Origin of the sequence: Faecalicatena contorta (genome assembly GCF_022835095.1) — a bacterium.
Taxonomy (GTDB): domain Bacteria; phylum Bacillota; class Clostridia; order Lachnospirales; family Lachnospiraceae; genus Faecalicatena; species Faecalicatena contorta.
In genome coordinates this window covers 3,128,861-3,143,387 of record NZ_BQNQ01000001.1, presented here as the reverse complement: position 1 = coordinate 3,143,387, position 14,527 = coordinate 3,128,861, and the positions used below count along the sequence as shown (strand labels likewise).

The window sequence follows — 14,527 nt, the reverse complement described above, 5'->3', positions numbered from 1 at the left end:
CCAGGGCACGGGATCGGCTGCTCGAAAGAGCATATTATATTTTAAGTTAAGGAGAGAGCTTATGCGAGAAATTATATCAACTTCATCAGCCCCAGCGGCTATTGGACCTTATTCTCAGGGAAATCAGATCGGGAAACTGCTCTTTTTATCGGGGCAGCTTCCGGTTGATATGGGGACTGGTGCTTTTCCGGAAAGCGTAGAAGAACAGACGGAGAAATCACTGACCAATATCCGTTCCATTCTTGAGGCCAAAGGAGGTACGATGGATCACGTTGTAAAGACAACAGTATTCCTTAGCGACATGAACCATTTTGCCGCCATGAACCGTGTATACGAGAAATTCTTCACAACAGGCGCGTATCCCTCACGCAGTGCGGTAGAAGTGGCAAGGCTGCCCAAGGATGCACTGGTGGAGATTGAGGCAATTGCCTATATTGAATAATCTTAACAGTTCAGGCGGGCGTGAACTGTTACACATTATCTCATGGTTTACAGACCGCCCTATATATGGACAACTGCATCAAGTAAGGAGAAAAAGACATGAAGTACAACTTTGATGAAATTATTGACCGACGCCATACAAGCTGCATGAATACGGACGGGTTCAGACAGTACATTTTTCATGCGGACGAAAACATGAAATTCCCCTATGCGGATGAGGAGTTTATCCGCATGTGGATTGCGGACATGGAGTTTGCCACACCGGACTGCATTATCGATGGGATACAAAAAAGACTTGACCGGAAGATTTTCGGATATACCAGACTTTTCGGGGATGCGTATTTTCAGGCATTTCAGGCATGGACCAGAAAACTATATGGCTGGACATTTCCTCAGTCAGATCTCTACATATCCCATGGAGTTATCCCTGCGTTATATGAACTGACCGGCTATATATGTGAGCCGGGCGATAAGGTACTGATTCTGACTCCGTCCTATGCATACTTCAAGTATGCCGCAGAATATAACAATGTGGAATATGTCTGTTCAGACCTGTTGAACCGGAAAGGGGACGGCTATTATGAAATGGATTTTGAGGATATCAGGAATAAGGCGGCAGACCCGGATGTGAAATTATGCATATTCTGCAGTCCGCACAATCCTTCCGGGCGCATCTGGACAGAGAAGGAACTGCGTACATTCGCAGATATCTGCCTGGAGAATGGATTGTTAATTATCTCGGATGAAATCCACTGTGACCTTATCCGCAGCGGGCTTTCACACATTCCCCTTGCTAAGCTGTATCCCAATAGTGACAGAATTATCACCTGCATGGCCCCGAGTAAGACATTTAATACCGCCGGACTGCAGTTTTCCAATATTATCATTCCGAATGAGGATGTACGCAAACTTTGGCTGGCACGGCATAACTTTGATCTCAACCCGCTTTCGCTGGCGGGTGCGCAGGCAGCTTATGAAGGCGGATACGACTGGATGATGGAACTGAGGCAGTATCTGGATGCGAATTTCGAATTTGTGCGGGATTATCTGGAGAAGCATCTGCCGAAAGCCGTATTTCGCATTCCTGAGGCAACCTATCTTGGATGGGTAGATATTGGGGCATATGTGGAAGACGGTATGAACCTGCCATTGTTCTTTGCGGAAAATGCGGGAGTACTGCTGGAGGGAGGCAATATGTTTGTCCAGAATTCAGACACGTACATCCGCCTCAATGTGGCCTGCCCAAGGGCCCTGCTTGCTGAGGGGCTTTCGAGAATCTGCGGGGCTCTGAATAGACGTGAACGGAAGTGACATTAAAGGAATACTTTAAAGCAGAAGAGGGGGAACAGATATGAACGGGCTGGAGATTTCAAAGAGATACTTCACAGCCTGCGGTTTGCCGATGCTTCAAAAGGAGTTCAGTGACTATACCCAGGTGATTGCCGCGGGGCTGGCGGGCCAGGGGTCAGAATGTCTTGGATTTGATGATGAGATTTCACGGGATCATGACTGGGGGCCCGGCTTTTGTCTCTGGCTTCCACAGAAGTATTATGATGAGATCGGCGGGGCGCTTCAACTGGCGTATGATGCCCTGCCGGGATGTAATGGCGGCTGTACAGATTCTTTCTATACCCCGGAACGAAGAAAACGGGTGGGCGTACACTCAATCGAAGAGTTCTACAGCAGTCTGATCGGGTATCCAAGGGCTCCGGATCATAACCTGGAGTGGCTGAGGGTACCGGAACATTATTTTGCTATGTCGGTGAACGGGGAGGTGTTCTGTGATCCTCTTGGAGAATTTACTAAGATCCGTAATATATTGGCTGGATTCTTTCCGGAAGATGTATTAAAAAAGAAGCTTGCTGGTAAGTGTGCGGCAATGGGGCAGGCGGGACAGTACAATTACGCCAGGTGTATCCAGCGCAGGGATTTTGCGGCGGCAGCCCTGACGTGCAGCAGGTTTGTAACGGCGGCGCTTGGAGCGTTGTATCTTTTGAATGGGAGGTATATGCCCTTTTATAAGTGGGTATTCCGTGGAGCAGAGGAATTATCCGAACCGAAGGGGTGCGCTGAAGAACTGAAGAAGCTGATACTTTTGTCGGATGTGAATGAGAGTGTAAAAAAGGCTCTGCTGATTGAGCGGGTGTGTATTCAGATTAGTAAGGAAGTTATCCGCCGGGGGTGGTCCCGGGCCGGCGACAGTTTTATGCAGTTTCATGCGGAACAGATTATGGAACATATTACAGATCCCGTGCTGCGGAGTCTGCCGGTTATGGCAGGGGAGTCATGAGCGGCAGTATGTTAGGAGATGCTGATAAGAAGCAGTTGTTTTATAAATGCGTGTCGTGAAACATCTTTATAAAGTTAAAAGGAGCAGTATAACATGTATGAGTTATACTGCTCCTGTGTCCTGCTTAGTGAAAGGGGTCTGACCCCTTTGAGGTTTTTTTAAGTCCATTACAGTCTCTTCACTTCAGCCCCTCCGCTGACACTCTCAAAGCGGAAGGAAGCTCCTCCACCCTTATAGGTACCCCGTCCTTCTTTATGTGTCATCTCGAAGTCGCAGTTAAAATAACCGCTGACGGTGTCCAGTTTGTAAGTGAATCCGTCGTTCTCCGGTATGGTAAAGGATGCATTGCCACTGACACTGTCGGTTCTTATCTTATTCGGGCAGACTTTTGAGGTTACGGAGATGAGCCCGGATACAGTATCGGAATCAATATTTTGGAAGCTTCCTTCTACTTGTACATCGCCGCTGGTTGTATTCGTCTCCAGTTTGCCGTCCACATACAGTGTGTTTCCGGTCAGACTTCCACTGGTACTGTCCATGGAGAGCCCATCGGTTTTGCAGCCGGTCAGATCAAAATCACCGGACGTGGAATCCAAGCGGAACTGGCTTGCCGTTATTCCGCTTATTTCTGCATCTGCGGAGATCGTATCAATCCGGAACGAGCCCATGGATTCTGCTGTTTTCTCCGGAATTTTAACAAAAAGTTCCTTATGAAGAGTGGAGTTGTTAAAAAAGACCCTTTTCTGTGCCTTCTGATATTGAATGATCAGTTTGCCGTTTTTAACATAATATTGAAGCTGTTGTTTTTCGCTCAGGTCCTGTAATGCTTTTTCATAAAACTGTACGGTCTCGCCGTCGTATGCCGCCACATGGATCCGCCCGTCAAGCCAGTTGAGTTCCAGGTCTTTTATTTCATTTCCGTCGATCTGGGCACTTCCTGTTTTATATTTTCCTGAATCAGCATAGTAGTAACCGTTGTTGATTCCAATGGAAATGACGTTGATCTTTCCGAACAGACCTAGAATAAGTATTACAATCAGTGCCACAGCCGCGATTGTCCAGGCTATGATCCTGATGACTGCCGATTGCCTTCTATTCATGATTGCCTCCTATTTTTTTAGTTCAAATATAGCCTTTAGGATTCCTTCCACTGCAACACCGATCAGGAATATGACCCAAGTGATATGCCATGCCATTGTCCAGAAGCTGACTACGATATAAATGACCACAATGACAGCCCAAAGTGCGCTGCTGAGCGCTCTCATTGCCCTGCGGCTGGAATCCGTCTGCTCCTGCCATTCCTTGAACTCTTCCACGATTGAGTCATCGGTTCTCTGGTAGCGCGGTTTGGTCAGGTTGTTGTAAATAAGAAGTGCCGTTGCGACAGCAATCATAATAAACATGAGAGCCGGTGCTAGTTTGTTCTCGAAAATAGTATCGGAGAGCAGGATAGGAGGGAGAACGCTCATAATGTACATCATCACTGCAACAGAAATCAGGACTGCCGACTTCCTGCGTCCCTTATCCAGCGCTTCTTTCGTTATAGGCAGGCCTTCGGAGGATGGCGCGCCGTGAAGCCCTGCCAGGAGCTCATCCATATCGCCGATGCTTGCAACCGCTATGTTGTATGCCGCCTCGGGGGTTCTGCCTTCTGCGATCATGTCGTGGTATTTATCGACCAGATTCTGCAGAATCTCTTCCTTTAACTCTACGGACTTCCTGGTCGGTTTGACATCCCGGAACAGATGATCCATATATGCCCTTAATTTATTTTCCATGTGTATCCTCCTTCTTCTCACCACTCCTGATTAAAATATCAATGAGCCCTTTGGCTTCCTCCCACTCCGCTTTCATCCGCTGGTAAGCCAGATCCCCCTCCGGCGTGATGGAATAGTAACGCCTTCGGGCGCCTGTGTTCTCGTCCCCCCAGTAAGAACAGATATATCCCGCGCTTTCCAGCCGACGAAATGCCGTATACAGGGTGGCTTCTTTGAGCTCATACTGATTGTCTGTCTTTATCTGAATGTCTTTATTGATCTTATATCCATAACTGTCTTCTTCGGTCAAATGGGCCAGAATGATTGTGTCCGTATGTCCGCGAATCAAATCGGATGCTATTGACATATATTCATACCTCCTTTTCTGTACTTACATTTAACCATAGCATACCTCGCCTGTCAATGTATATATGGGAATAAAATATATTCATGACAAATGTCATGTGGTTTTATGGTATAGAAACCTCTTTTGAAATTTCCAATATCATAAAAATTAGCGGGGGATGCAAACGCCGTGATAAGGTATTGAAGTATTGTTAGAAGTTTTCAGTTTTTTACATGGAAGTTTGCCGTACTTATTGATATAGTAGATATGGTGTAGCAGCTGTTTGAAGAAGCAGGAAAAACAAGGATAGATGAAGCTGTAAAATGCATGGTGGAAATATATGGATTAGGGGCTAAAACAGCATTGGGGTATGGCGTTGTAGAAATGCAGTAAGTGTTAAAATAATAAAGTGCGAATCAGTAGCGGACAGGAATTTCCCGGGAGATTCGCACCTTAAAAATAAGGAGCGGAAGGGGATACAGATGGAAAAAATACAAATTTAATGAGATGAATCAATTGATTTTGTGGTAAATGTATATTATTATGATCTTGAAGTAAAGCAAATTTATTTAGTTTTGCTGTCACCGCTTGCGTATGCGGTGTGGATCGAAATTGTATCTAATGATATACTATACTTCCACAATTTATGTCACCGCTTGCGTATGCGGTGTGGATCGAAATCAATATAATCCCTCTGGATTATAGATTTCTGTCAGTCACCGCTTGCGTATGCGGTGTGGATCGAAATGTTTAGTTTCGAACGATAATTCTCATCAAAAATGTCACCGCTTGCGTATGCGGTGTGGATCGAAATGTTCCTGCGGCTCTTAAGGAAGGAGACGTAGTAGACGGTCACCGCTTGCGTATGCGGTGTGGATCGAAATATTACAATCAACTCCTCCATTAATTCCGGGCACACGTCACCGCTTGCGTATGCGGTGTGGATCGAAATAGATTGTCACATGTGACATATTATTTAGGTGCTATGTCACCGCTTGCGTATGCGGTGTGGATCGAAATATTTTGTGTAAAAGTTTTGTTGCCCCAAGCGTCTCGTCACCGCTTGCGTATGCGGTGTGGATCGAAATTTTGTGTCATATTCCCATACCGTCATAGGATAGAGTCACCGCTTGCGTATGCGGTGTGGATCGAAATCTGCTTAAATTTATCTGGCACCCGTGCCAGCGTTGTCACCGCTTGCGTATGCGGTGTGGATCGAAATCGCTTGTGAGAATTATTTTTACAACCACTGGATCGTCACCGCTTGCGTATGCGGTGTGGATCGAAATCGTATCAATGATATCGCTGTCAGCAGTTTCAGAAGTCACCGCTTGCGTATGCGGTGTGGATCGAAATTCCAACATTTTTGTACGACCATATGATTTTTGCGGTCACCGCTTGCGTATGCGGTGCGGATTGAAATAATCATGTAGATTAAAGTCAGATTGGGGTCCTCTAGTCACCACTTGCGTATGCGGTGTGGATCGAAAAAAATAAGATTACCAGCTAACCCACCGGGAAAAGCCATAGTCACCATCCAAGTACCTCGAATAATAATTAATTTGCTTTTAAGCTGAGATAAATTTTCGATGTACTAAGTATGGTTTAAAATCTTCTTGATATATCCTCTGCATCTATTCTTTTGTCGTAAGTTAAATGAGACGCCACAGTAAAAAATATTACATGCTATTTTTAACATGTTATAGGCAAGAATTCCCCTTCCTCTTTAGGTGGAGGATGAATTGCAATTAGCCTATCGGCGAAAATAGCTATATACCATATCTGGTACAGAAGATTTTTTCTGAAATCTAATATCAAATTCTTTGATAAAATTCTTTTCTAAACTATGGACGAACACTCGTTCTGTTATGGCAAGCATGATATAATGTAACCAGTCGATAAATTGAAGGAGTGGTGAATGTAACGGAATTAGACCGTAATGCACATTCAGCATATTTGCTCTGTTACCATCTGATTATGGTAGTAAAATCTCGGAGAAAAGTGATCCATGATTATATATCGGATCGGGCCAGGGATATATTTGAATATATTGCGCCTAAGTATGGAATTACGTTGGAAGAATGGAATCATGACATAGATCATGTTTATGTGATATTCCGTGCAGAGCCTAGGAGTGAAATCAGCAAATTTATCAATGCTTATAAGAGTGCCAGTAGTAGACTACTGAAGAAGGAATATCCACAGATTCGCGAAAAACTATGGAACCCATTTAGGGCGATTGAGAAAGAAGCCCCCACTTCAAATCTATGATTAAGTGGTGGGAGCATGTCACGTTTGTTTCACTATAATTAACCTTTAGAAGAAAAAAACAATTATTAAGGACAATATTATGTTAAAAGCAATCGTTATTGGAAGTCCTGGTGCAGGAAAAAGTACATTTGCCCGGAGACTTAGAAATTTGACCGGATTACCGCTATATTACCTGGATATGCTGTGGCATAAGCCGGATCAAACAAATATCACAAGAGAAGAGTTTGATACGCTGTCGAATGATATTATAAAAAAAGACAGCTGGATTATTGACGGTAATTATCAGAGAACACTTGCAGAACGTCTGAAAGCATGCGACACTGTTTTTCTAATGGATTATCCGCTGGAAACCTGCCTTTCAGGTGCAGAATCCCGGATAGGAAAAAAACGCGAAGATATGCCATGGGTCGAATCGGAATTTGATGAAGAACTTAAACAATGGATTATTGATTTTCCGGATAAACAATTGCCGCAGATATATGAACTGCTGAATAAATATCGGAAGGAAAAAGAGATCATTATTTTTAAATCAAGAAAAGAAGCAGATGATTATTTGCGTAATGCCAGTAAAAAAGTATCCACAGGGGCACCCCTCAGTGCATGCTCTGCGGGCAGGTTTGCAGCAGAGCGGCAGAATAAGGCATATATGTTGCAGCAGCGTCACAAAGCAGAACCGCTCTTTGCAGGCTGGGATGAGACGCTTATTTGGTCATGCCTGCAGAATGTGATGGGGCACATATATGTGGATAATACAGACGCGCCCAACTCTGCCATGGCTATGTTAGGAGACTTTTGCTTTCTGGCGGGAAAACCAGATGAAGAATTAGCCGCATATAAGCCCGATTGCTGCAAACAAGAGTTTATGATTATGATTCCGCAGACTGATCAGTGGAGCGGGGTGATTGAAAAGTATTACGGGGAAAAGGCGAAAAAGGTTGTGCGCTATGCCTTTAAAAAGGAAAAAGAGGTCTTCAACAAAGCGGCATTAGAAGCAGCAGTTGCCGGGCTGCCGGCGGATTATCGTATAGAGATGATAGATGAATCCATTTTCAGGCAGTGCAGTCTTTTCGAATGGAGCCGGGATCTGGTATCTCAATATAAGGAATATCCAGAGTATCGGGACCATGGTTTGGGAGTGGTGATTTTGAAAGAAGATGAGATTGTTTCCGGTGCATCTTCTTATGCAGGCTATATAGGCGGAATCGAAATAGAGATTGATACAAAGGAAGAATATCGCAGACAAGGTCTCGCTTATGCTGCCGGTGCAAAGCTGATTTTAGAATGCCTGGAACGGGACTGGTATCCCAGCTGGGATGCTCAGAATAAAGGGTCTGCCGCATTGGCAGAAAAGCTGGGGTATCATTTTGACCATGCCTATAGTGCTTATGAGATTTGGGGATATGGATGCAATAATGGAGAATGAGAATGAAGCGAAGGAATATATGGAAGACTTGATCTTGGAAGAAATTTGATTGAAATATCACAGGCACTGCTCGATTTAGATTCTAATGATGCGCTTAAGGTGATGGGGTGGCCGGATCATCATTTTACCTCGCAGGGGTTATATATGACATACAGATGTCATGTTTTATATGTTAACCTAAATATAGAAAATAATCGTTGCGCAGGTTATGTGGCGGAGAAAAGAGGAAAAACATATATGAAATTGATTGCATTGACAAAGGAAAATCTGGAGAAGGAACATATCTGCTGTGCAATTTCCAACAATAAGGACTGCCAGGTTGCCTCCAAGAAGGCATGGCTGGGGGACAGGCTGGACGAAGGCCTGGTATTTTTGAAGGGGGATGTGCGGGGGAAATGCTTTATAGAATATATTCCCGCGGAGTCGGCCTGGGTGCCGGTCAAAGCGCCGGGATATATGTATATTGACTGCTTCTGGGTATCCGGTAAGTTTAAGGGACAGGGATATTCCAGTCAGCTGCTGGAAGAGTGTATTCGGGACAGCCGAGAAAAGGGGAAGAAAGGGCTTGTTGTACTGTCTTCCGCAAAGAAACGGCCATTTCTGATGGATCCAGGATATTTGAAGTATAAGGGATTCGAAACTGTGGACACGGCAGAACCCTTTTATGAGCTGATGTATCTGCCATTTACTGAAAATGTGGACAAACCGGCATTTATGAAACATGCAAAAAAGCCGCATGTGGACGAGAAAGGATATGTAGCATACTATACAAACCAATGTCCGTTTACGGCAAAATATATTCCGATTCTGGAGGCGGCAGCACTCAAAAATCAGGTGCCGTGGCACTCGGTAAAAATCGAAACAGCAGAACAGGCTCAAAGTGCACCGGCGCCCTTTACCTCTTTCAGTCTTTTCTATGATGGTGAATTTGTAACAAACGAGATATTGTCGGAAAAGAAGTTTGAGAGTATGATACAGAAAAAGAATTAATTGTGTTACTGTTCACAGGCAAGCCTGTAAACAGTAACACCGCCTGCTCATTTAAAGCTGCCTTCAGCGAGGGCAGGCTCATCGGTTGTTTTACGTTGTTGCTCCAGCCCATCACTACGCTGATAGGTTGGGGGAGCGAACAGTAACCAAATTGTTGCAAATAAAGAAAGATTCTTATCTGCTCTTGACAGGCTAATAACCGCTAGCTATACTGAGAATGTAAAGCGAGTGGTTATTAGCCTGTCCGTTTACTGTGCAGAGCAGGTTGATATTTGCAGAAAGAAAAGAGGGAAAGGATGCAGACATTTGAATTAGAAGAATATTTAAGCGGTGGTGTAGAAAATATTATAAAGGGGATACTGAAAGCTTCCCTGGACAATCCGAAGGAAAGTGCGTTTATGGTACAGTATGCAGCGGCTTCGAGGGCAGCGCGGAAACTGCGCCAAAAAGCGGAAGCGGGAGGGGAACATATTCCTCCGTTTTTAATAGCAAGTATTACCAGTCTGTGCAATCTCCACTGCAAAGGCTGTTATGCACGGGCAAACCATCTGTGTGAGGAAGAGATTACAAAGAGGCAGATGGCCCGGGAAGAGTGGGGCAGCCTTTTTTCACAGGCCGAGGAGACCGGAATCGGCTTTATTCTGCTGGCAGGAGGGGAACCGTTATTAAGGCGGGATGTCCTGGAAGAGGCGGCAGTACATAAACGGATTTTATTCCCTGTGTTTACAAACGGGACTATGCTGGATGCGTCCTATGAACAGTTATTTTCCGATCACAGGAACCTGGTGCCGGTTTTCAGTATTGAAGGAGAGCGGGGAAGAACAGATGCGAGGCGTGGAGACGGCGTTTATAAAATATTGTCAGATTCCATGGAACGGATGAAAAAAGCGGGAATTCTGTTTGGCACATCTATTACTGTGACAAAAGAAAATATAGCAGAAGTGACTTCCTGCGATTTCACAGAAGAACTCGATAAGGCCGGGTGTAAAGCCGTGATTTATGTAGAATATGTTCCCGCTGACGGGAAGACGCAGGAACTGGCGCCGGATGATACAGACCGGGCATTTATGGATAAAAGGCTTGCAGAACTTCGAAGCCGGAATACGTCCATGCTGTACATATCCTTCCCGGGAGACGAGAAATCATCGGGCGGCTGTCTGGCGGCGGGCAGGGGATTTTTCCACATCAACGCGGACGGAGGGGCAGAACCGTGCCCGTTTTCCCCATATTCAGATACAAATATCCGGGGGAAAAGTCTGCGGGAAGTGCTGCGTTCCCCTCTGTTTGCGAGGCTTCAGGCCGGTGGGCTGCTGGATGCAGAGCACAGCGGCGGCTGTGTACTGTTTGGACGGGAGCGTGAAGTACAGGCGCTGCTGCAATGCGAATAAATCATGCACATTTAGAGGAGACACGTATGACAACGAAAGAACGGATTATAGAGGAAGCGTTGACGCTCTTTGCGGAAAAGGGATATCAGGGAACCAGTGTGAAGAATATTGCGGATGCAGTGGGGATCAAAGACAGTTCTCTGTATAAACATTATAAAAGCAAACAGGAGATTTTTGATACGATTGTACAGGAGATGTCCCTTAGGATGGAACGGATCTCTCTGGATTTCGGCCTTCCGGGTGAATCGGATATGGGAGAGGCCGCCGCATTGTATGGCGGTCTCTCGCTTGAGGCATTGCTGGCACTTAGCAGGGGCATCTTTCTGTTTTATCTGAAGGACGAATTCGCTGCCAGGTTCAGAAGGATGCTGACGATAGAGCAGTACCGCAGCAAAGACATATATAAAGTATACCGCCAGATCTTTATGGAAGCCAGCATCTCCTATCAGAGCGCCCTGTTTGAAGAAATGTGCAGGAGGAGAATCTTCAGAGAGGCAGATCCGGAAGTGATGGCTCTTCACTTTTATTCCCCCATTTTTTTCCTCCTTAATAAATACGACCAGGAGCCGGAGCAAGAAGAGGAAGCGCTTATGGTTCTTGAGCGGCATGTGAGAGAGTTTGCACGCATTTATCAGGTGGAAAACTGAAACAGTAAAAAAGGTTTCGGCGGGTTATATGCTCTGGGAGGACTTCCAGAGCACCGTCCATTTCTGATGCTCTACATAGTAGAGCAGATGGAAGAGATAGCGGCGGGCATCGACCACTGCATCACATTCGTATTCTACGGTGGGAATGCCGCAGTAATTCTTTTTTTCAAAGGAAAGTACATGCAGATTTGTCAGTGTGCGGATCTCGCCGTCCTCCCCCTGGAATTTGATCAGTTTTGGGATAGCGGTTCCGGTGCTTGTATACCAGACACCGCAGGCCACTGGTTCCTGGCGTCCCCGGATCTTTCCGGCATCCGGTGTATGAACATTAATTCCGATTCCCATACCCATAACTTATATACCTCCTGTCTTATAGCGTAAGATACACATCAGCTTTTTCATCTCTTAACAAATCTCCTGTATTAAAAAATAAAACTATCTGCCGGAGTAAAATTATTCGATGCAGAGGAGGGAATAGTCTACATCTCGCTTTTCCCGGGAAATGCCTCCCTCCAGATGGTCGATCGGCGTATCCAGAAAGGCGGCCCGCCGGACCGCATCCATGCCATATCTCTTCCGGATGGAATCGATAGTGCTGTCCCATGCTTCCAGCTTTGCGTAGTCCGCTGTATCAAAAAGGCTCATTTGCCGAAGGGCCGTTCCATCCTGCAGCCTGCCTGTATGGATGCCCAGATGACGGATTGCTGTTCTGCCATCCCAGAGCTGGTCAAACAGGCGGCACGCAGACCGGTACAGCTCCGTGGTAATGTTAGTGGGGTTATCCAGAATCATCTGATGGCTGGCATAACTCAGATCAAAGCTTTTGATTCCTACAGACATCAGTTCTGCCTGCACCTGATTCTCCCTGAGCCTGGAACCCACCGTTTCGGCAAGCCCCAGAAGTACCAGGTGGGCGATCCCAGCATCCGTCACATCAAAGGCAATGGTGGTAGAATTGCCGAACCCCTTCTGCGGCGGCGGTTCAGGCTCCACAGAGGAAAAATCAATTCCATTGGCAAAAGCCCAGATAACCTTGCCGTGTTTTTTCAGATGAGAGGAGAGAAGCTCGGGATCGCTTGCCGCAAGCTCGCCAATCGTTCGGATACCAAGCTTCAGGAGCTTGGAGGCCGTGGCCCTGCCCACAAAAAATAAATCCGAGACGGGCAGAGGCCACATTTTCTCTTGGATTTCCTCCGGGAAAAGGGTGTGGACCCGGTCAGGCTTGCGAAATCCGCTGGCCATCTTTGCCAGCAGTTTATTGCTGGAAATCCCTATATTTACGGTAAAGCCAAGTTCTTCACGGATGCGGTCCCTGATCCTCATGGCGGTTCCGGCAGGACTTCCAAAGAGGTGCAGGGTGCTGCTCATATCCATAAAGGCCTCGTCAATACTGTACTGTTCCACCGTGGGCGTATATTCATTCAGGACCTTGATAAAGGCATCGGAACATTTCTGGTAAAGCCCATAATTGGGGGGAACCATATAAAGGGCGGGACATTTCTGACGGGCCTCCAGGACCGTCTGCCCGGTATGGATGCCGAAGCGTTTTGCAGGAGTACTTTTGGCAAGAATAATGCCGTGCCTTGCCGCCATATCCCCGGAGACCGCGGAAGGAATGGTGCGCAGATCCAGGGTGCCGCCCAGATGATGAAGACGGTATGCGGCTTCCCAGGAGAGAAACGCACTGTTCACATCAATGTGGTAGATAACAGTCTTCATGGGTACTACCTCCTTTAAAATGATTGTATCAGAACATATGTTCTATATACAAGAGGTAATATTTTCCGGGTAAGGAAGCCTGAATTCGGGGATTCCCGTGGCATAGGGGGCAATGTCATACTGCTGATAGTATATGACAATACTGCGCGGTTCAAGAAAATAACTTTGAGGATTAAAATGCTCCCGTATAAGAGCCGGATAATTATCAAAATAAGAAGAGGGGGAGGCCGCCAAACGCTCTGCGGTCTGCCTCTCAATTTCTTCCAATATGTTCTCCGGATAAGAAGAATTTCCGGAATATATCGTCCGAAGGCAGATGCGGTAACCGGTAGAAAAGTCCCATGTATCTGAGTTCCGGCGGGTCATGCCGTGGGCCCCGCCCATGTAGGTATACTGGTCGTTATAAAGGCTGGCGATAGAATCATGATTCAGTGTAATTTTGAACTGGGTATCCATCTCATAAGAATTAAAGGGAATATGATCATCTTGAATGTACCGGGCACTCTCAACGGCCTGGGGGAAAAGAACTGTTTGGCAGTAATTTTCTGCCGCCCGGGAATGGCAGATATAGTATTGGTTGATCTTCCTGGCGGCAGCTGAGCTGCATGTGGTTGTAAAAAAGGGATAACGGATCTTGTAGATAAAAACAGGGATATTGTGGTAGTACATTGTACTTTCCAATGTTTTTTGGAAAACTGTCTGCATGGCGCCCTCGAAAAAATAAAATTAATATACTATATTGCAAAATGCGGAGAAATATACCTCTCAGAGAATAGGCCTGCACATGAACGGACAAGCTGGCAAAGAGCGCCCGGACCGGCGCCGGGCTCCCGCAGCAGCCGGGAAAACTTCCCAGTATTTTGTGATATTTATCCTGCTCCCATGGGACTCAGAGCTGCAGGGGAGATATTAAGAGGATCTATGCTTATCAATAGCCCCATGTCTTTAGGGTCCATGCTTCGCTATCGGAATTGCGGACGAGAATCCAGTTCCAGTCAGTGTAGGTGGAATTGGGATTCAGGCTTCCGTCTCCTCCGGAAGCGTCTACATCGAAATTAGACAGCAGGACGAGCGCTTCTTTGGCTTCATACTGTTCGGCCCATTCATCGGCCTGTTTGCGGCTGATTTCTCCGTCATACCACAGGCCGGTCAGGGTACAGCCGGTGAACATTTCTGTAAATTGGTCACGGACAATCTGCTTGGCGTCTTCAATCTCCTGGGCTGCGTATACGCCCGGGGGGCTTTCTGCATTTTC

General features: G+C 46.2%; 14 protein-coding genes, 1 pseudogene and 1 CRISPR repeat array. Of the genes and pseudogenes, 8 read left to right on the top strand and 7 right to left on the bottom strand.

Annotated features, from left to right (window positions below; translation table 11 throughout):
* Window positions 1–61 precede the first annotated feature (61 nt).
* The 3 genes from MWG26_RS14015 (at window position 62) to MWG26_RS14005 (ending at window position 2,731) form a co-directional block, all read left to right on the top strand.
* Window positions 62–442 (top strand): RidA family protein, encoded by a 381-nt coding sequence (locus tag MWG26_RS14015; RefSeq protein ID WP_025656958.1) that lies wholly within the window; start codon window positions 62–64, stop codon window positions 440–442.
* 98 nt (window positions 443–540) lie between these two features.
* Window positions 541–1,752 (top strand): MalY/PatB family protein, encoded by a 1,212-nt coding sequence (locus MWG26_RS14010; RefSeq protein ID WP_025656959.1) that lies wholly within the window; start codon window positions 541–543, stop codon window positions 1,750–1,752.
* 40 nt (window positions 1,753–1,792) lie between these two features.
* Entirely contained in the window at window positions 1,793–2,731 is a 939-nt protein-coding gene (locus MWG26_RS14005) for a DUF4037 domain-containing protein (RefSeq protein ID WP_025656960.1), read from the top strand.
* 167 nt (window positions 2,732–2,898) lie between these two features.
* Here the strand turns inward: MWG26_RS14005 and MWG26_RS14000 are convergent, their stop codons facing one another.
* Genes MWG26_RS14000 through MWG26_RS13990 form a run of 3 tightly spaced genes read right to left on the bottom strand, consistent with a single transcriptional unit; the run spans window position 2,899 to window position 4,855 of the window.
* On the bottom strand, window positions 2,899–3,831 hold the full coding sequence (locus MWG26_RS14000) for a DUF4097 family beta strand repeat-containing protein (protein ID WP_025656961.1): 933 nt from the start codon (window positions 3,829–3,831) through the stop codon (window positions 2,899–2,901).
* A 9-nt stretch (window positions 3,832–3,840) separates the two neighbouring features.
* Entirely contained in the window at window positions 3,841–4,509 is a 669-nt protein-coding gene (locus MWG26_RS13995; RefSeq protein WP_025656962.1) for a permease prefix domain 1-containing protein, read from the bottom strand.
* On the bottom strand, window positions 4,499–4,855 hold the full coding sequence (locus tag MWG26_RS13990) for a PadR family transcriptional regulator (RefSeq protein ID WP_055150517.1): 357 nt from the start codon (window positions 4,853–4,855) through the stop codon (window positions 4,499–4,501). Before MWG26_RS13990 ends, MWG26_RS13995 begins: the two co-directional genes overlap by 11 nt.
* A 559-nt stretch (window positions 4,856–5,414) precedes the next feature.
* Window positions 5,415–6,325: direct repeats of the CRISPR family, unit length 33 nt; unit sequence GTCACCGCTTGCGTATGCGGTGTGGATCGAAAT.
* Between the two features lie 423 nt (window positions 6,326–6,748).
* Between MWG26_RS13990 and tnpA the strand changes: the two are divergent.
* The 5 genes and pseudogenes from tnpA to MWG26_RS13960 form a co-directional block, all read left to right on the top strand.
* Window positions 6,749–7,057, top strand: a pseudogene (tnpA, locus tag MWG26_RS13985) (IS200/IS605 family transposase); the annotation flags it as partial.
* A 127-nt stretch (window positions 7,058–7,184) separates the two neighbouring features.
* A complete protein-coding gene (locus tag MWG26_RS22815) occupies window positions 7,185–8,528 on the top strand; it encodes a GNAT family N-acetyltransferase (RefSeq protein ID WP_025656964.1) in 1,344 nt (447 codons plus the stop codon).
* 237 nt (window positions 8,529–8,765) lie between these two features.
* On the top strand, window positions 8,766–9,518 hold the full coding sequence (locus tag MWG26_RS13970) for a GNAT family N-acetyltransferase (RefSeq protein WP_025656965.1): 753 nt from the start codon (window positions 8,766–8,768) through the stop codon (window positions 9,516–9,518).
* Between the two features lie 272 nt (window positions 9,519–9,790).
* Window positions 9,791–10,906 (top strand): radical SAM/SPASM domain-containing protein, encoded by a 1,116-nt coding sequence (locus MWG26_RS13965; RefSeq protein WP_330639560.1) that lies wholly within the window; start codon window positions 9,791–9,793, stop codon window positions 10,904–10,906.
* Between the two features lie 26 nt (window positions 10,907–10,932).
* Window positions 10,933–11,553, top strand: a complete 621-nt coding sequence (locus MWG26_RS13960) for a TetR/AcrR family transcriptional regulator (protein WP_025656967.1) — start codon at window positions 10,933–10,935, stop codon at window positions 11,551–11,553.
* A gap of 24 nt (window positions 11,554–11,577) precedes the next feature.
* Here MWG26_RS13960 and MWG26_RS13955 read toward each other — a convergent pair whose 3' ends face one another.
* From MWG26_RS13955 to MWG26_RS13940, 4 genes are all read right to left on the bottom strand, one after another.
* Window positions 11,578–11,904: a hypothetical protein gene (locus tag MWG26_RS13955; RefSeq protein WP_025656968.1), complete on the bottom strand. Its 327-nt coding sequence runs from the start codon at window positions 11,902–11,904 to the stop codon at window positions 11,578–11,580.
* A 102-nt stretch (window positions 11,905–12,006) separates the two neighbouring features.
* Window positions 12,007–13,272 carry a DNA polymerase Y family protein gene (locus MWG26_RS13950; RefSeq protein ID WP_117440798.1) on the bottom strand — a complete coding sequence of 422 codons (1,266 nt, stop codon included), beginning with the start codon at window positions 13,270–13,272 and terminating at the stop codon, window positions 12,007–12,009.
* 42 nt (window positions 13,273–13,314) lie between these two features.
* Window positions 13,315–13,977 carry a DUF3298 and DUF4163 domain-containing protein gene (locus MWG26_RS13945; protein WP_025656969.1) on the bottom strand — a complete coding sequence of 221 codons (663 nt, stop codon included), beginning with the start codon at window positions 13,975–13,977 and terminating at the stop codon, window positions 13,315–13,317.
* Window positions 13,978–14,200: 223 nt separating this feature from the next.
* Window positions 14,201–14,443, bottom strand: a complete 243-nt coding sequence (locus MWG26_RS13940) for a hypothetical protein (protein WP_117440797.1) — start codon at window positions 14,441–14,443, stop codon at window positions 14,201–14,203.
* Window positions 14,444–14,527 lie beyond the last annotated feature (84 nt).

Coding starts and splice junctions, on each gene's coding strand:
- MWG26_RS14015 (WP_025656958.1), top strand. CDS start 62: ATGCGAGAAATTATATCAACTTCATCAGCCCCAGCGGCTATTGGACCT.
- MWG26_RS14010 (WP_025656959.1), top strand. CDS start 541: ATGAAGTACAACTTTGATGAAATTATTGACCGACGCCATACAAGCTGC.
- MWG26_RS14005 (WP_025656960.1), top strand. CDS start 1,793: ATGAACGGGCTGGAGATTTCAAAGAGATACTTCACAGCCTGCGGTTTG.
- MWG26_RS14000 (WP_025656961.1), bottom strand. CDS start 3,831: ATGAATAGAAGGCAATCGGCAGTCATCAGGATCATAGCCTGGACAATC.
- MWG26_RS13995 (WP_025656962.1), bottom strand. CDS start 4,509: ATGGAAAATAAATTAAGGGCATATATGGATCATCTGTTCCGGGATGTC.
- MWG26_RS13990 (WP_055150517.1), bottom strand. CDS start 4,855: ATGTCAATAGCATCCGATTTGATTCGCGGACATACGGACACAATCATT.
- MWG26_RS22815 (WP_025656964.1), top strand. CDS start 7,185: ATGTTAAAAGCAATCGTTATTGGAAGTCCTGGTGCAGGAAAAAGTACA.
- MWG26_RS13970 (WP_025656965.1), top strand. CDS start 8,766: ATGAAATTGATTGCATTGACAAAGGAAAATCTGGAGAAGGAACATATC.
- MWG26_RS13960 (WP_025656967.1), top strand. CDS start 10,933: ATGACAACGAAAGAACGGATTATAGAGGAAGCGTTGACGCTCTTTGCG.
- MWG26_RS13955 (WP_025656968.1), bottom strand. CDS start 11,904: ATGGGTATGGGAATCGGAATTAATGTTCATACACCGGATGCCGGAAAG.
- MWG26_RS13950 (WP_117440798.1), bottom strand. CDS start 13,272: ATGAAGACTGTTATCTACCACATTGATGTGAACAGTGCGTTTCTCTCC.
- MWG26_RS13945 (WP_025656969.1), bottom strand. CDS start 13,977: ATGCAGACAGTTTTCCAAAAAACATTGGAAAGTACAATGTACTACCAC.
- MWG26_RS13940 (WP_117440797.1), bottom strand. CDS start 14,443: ATGTTCACCGGCTGTACCCTGACCGGCCTGTGGTATGACGGAGAAATC.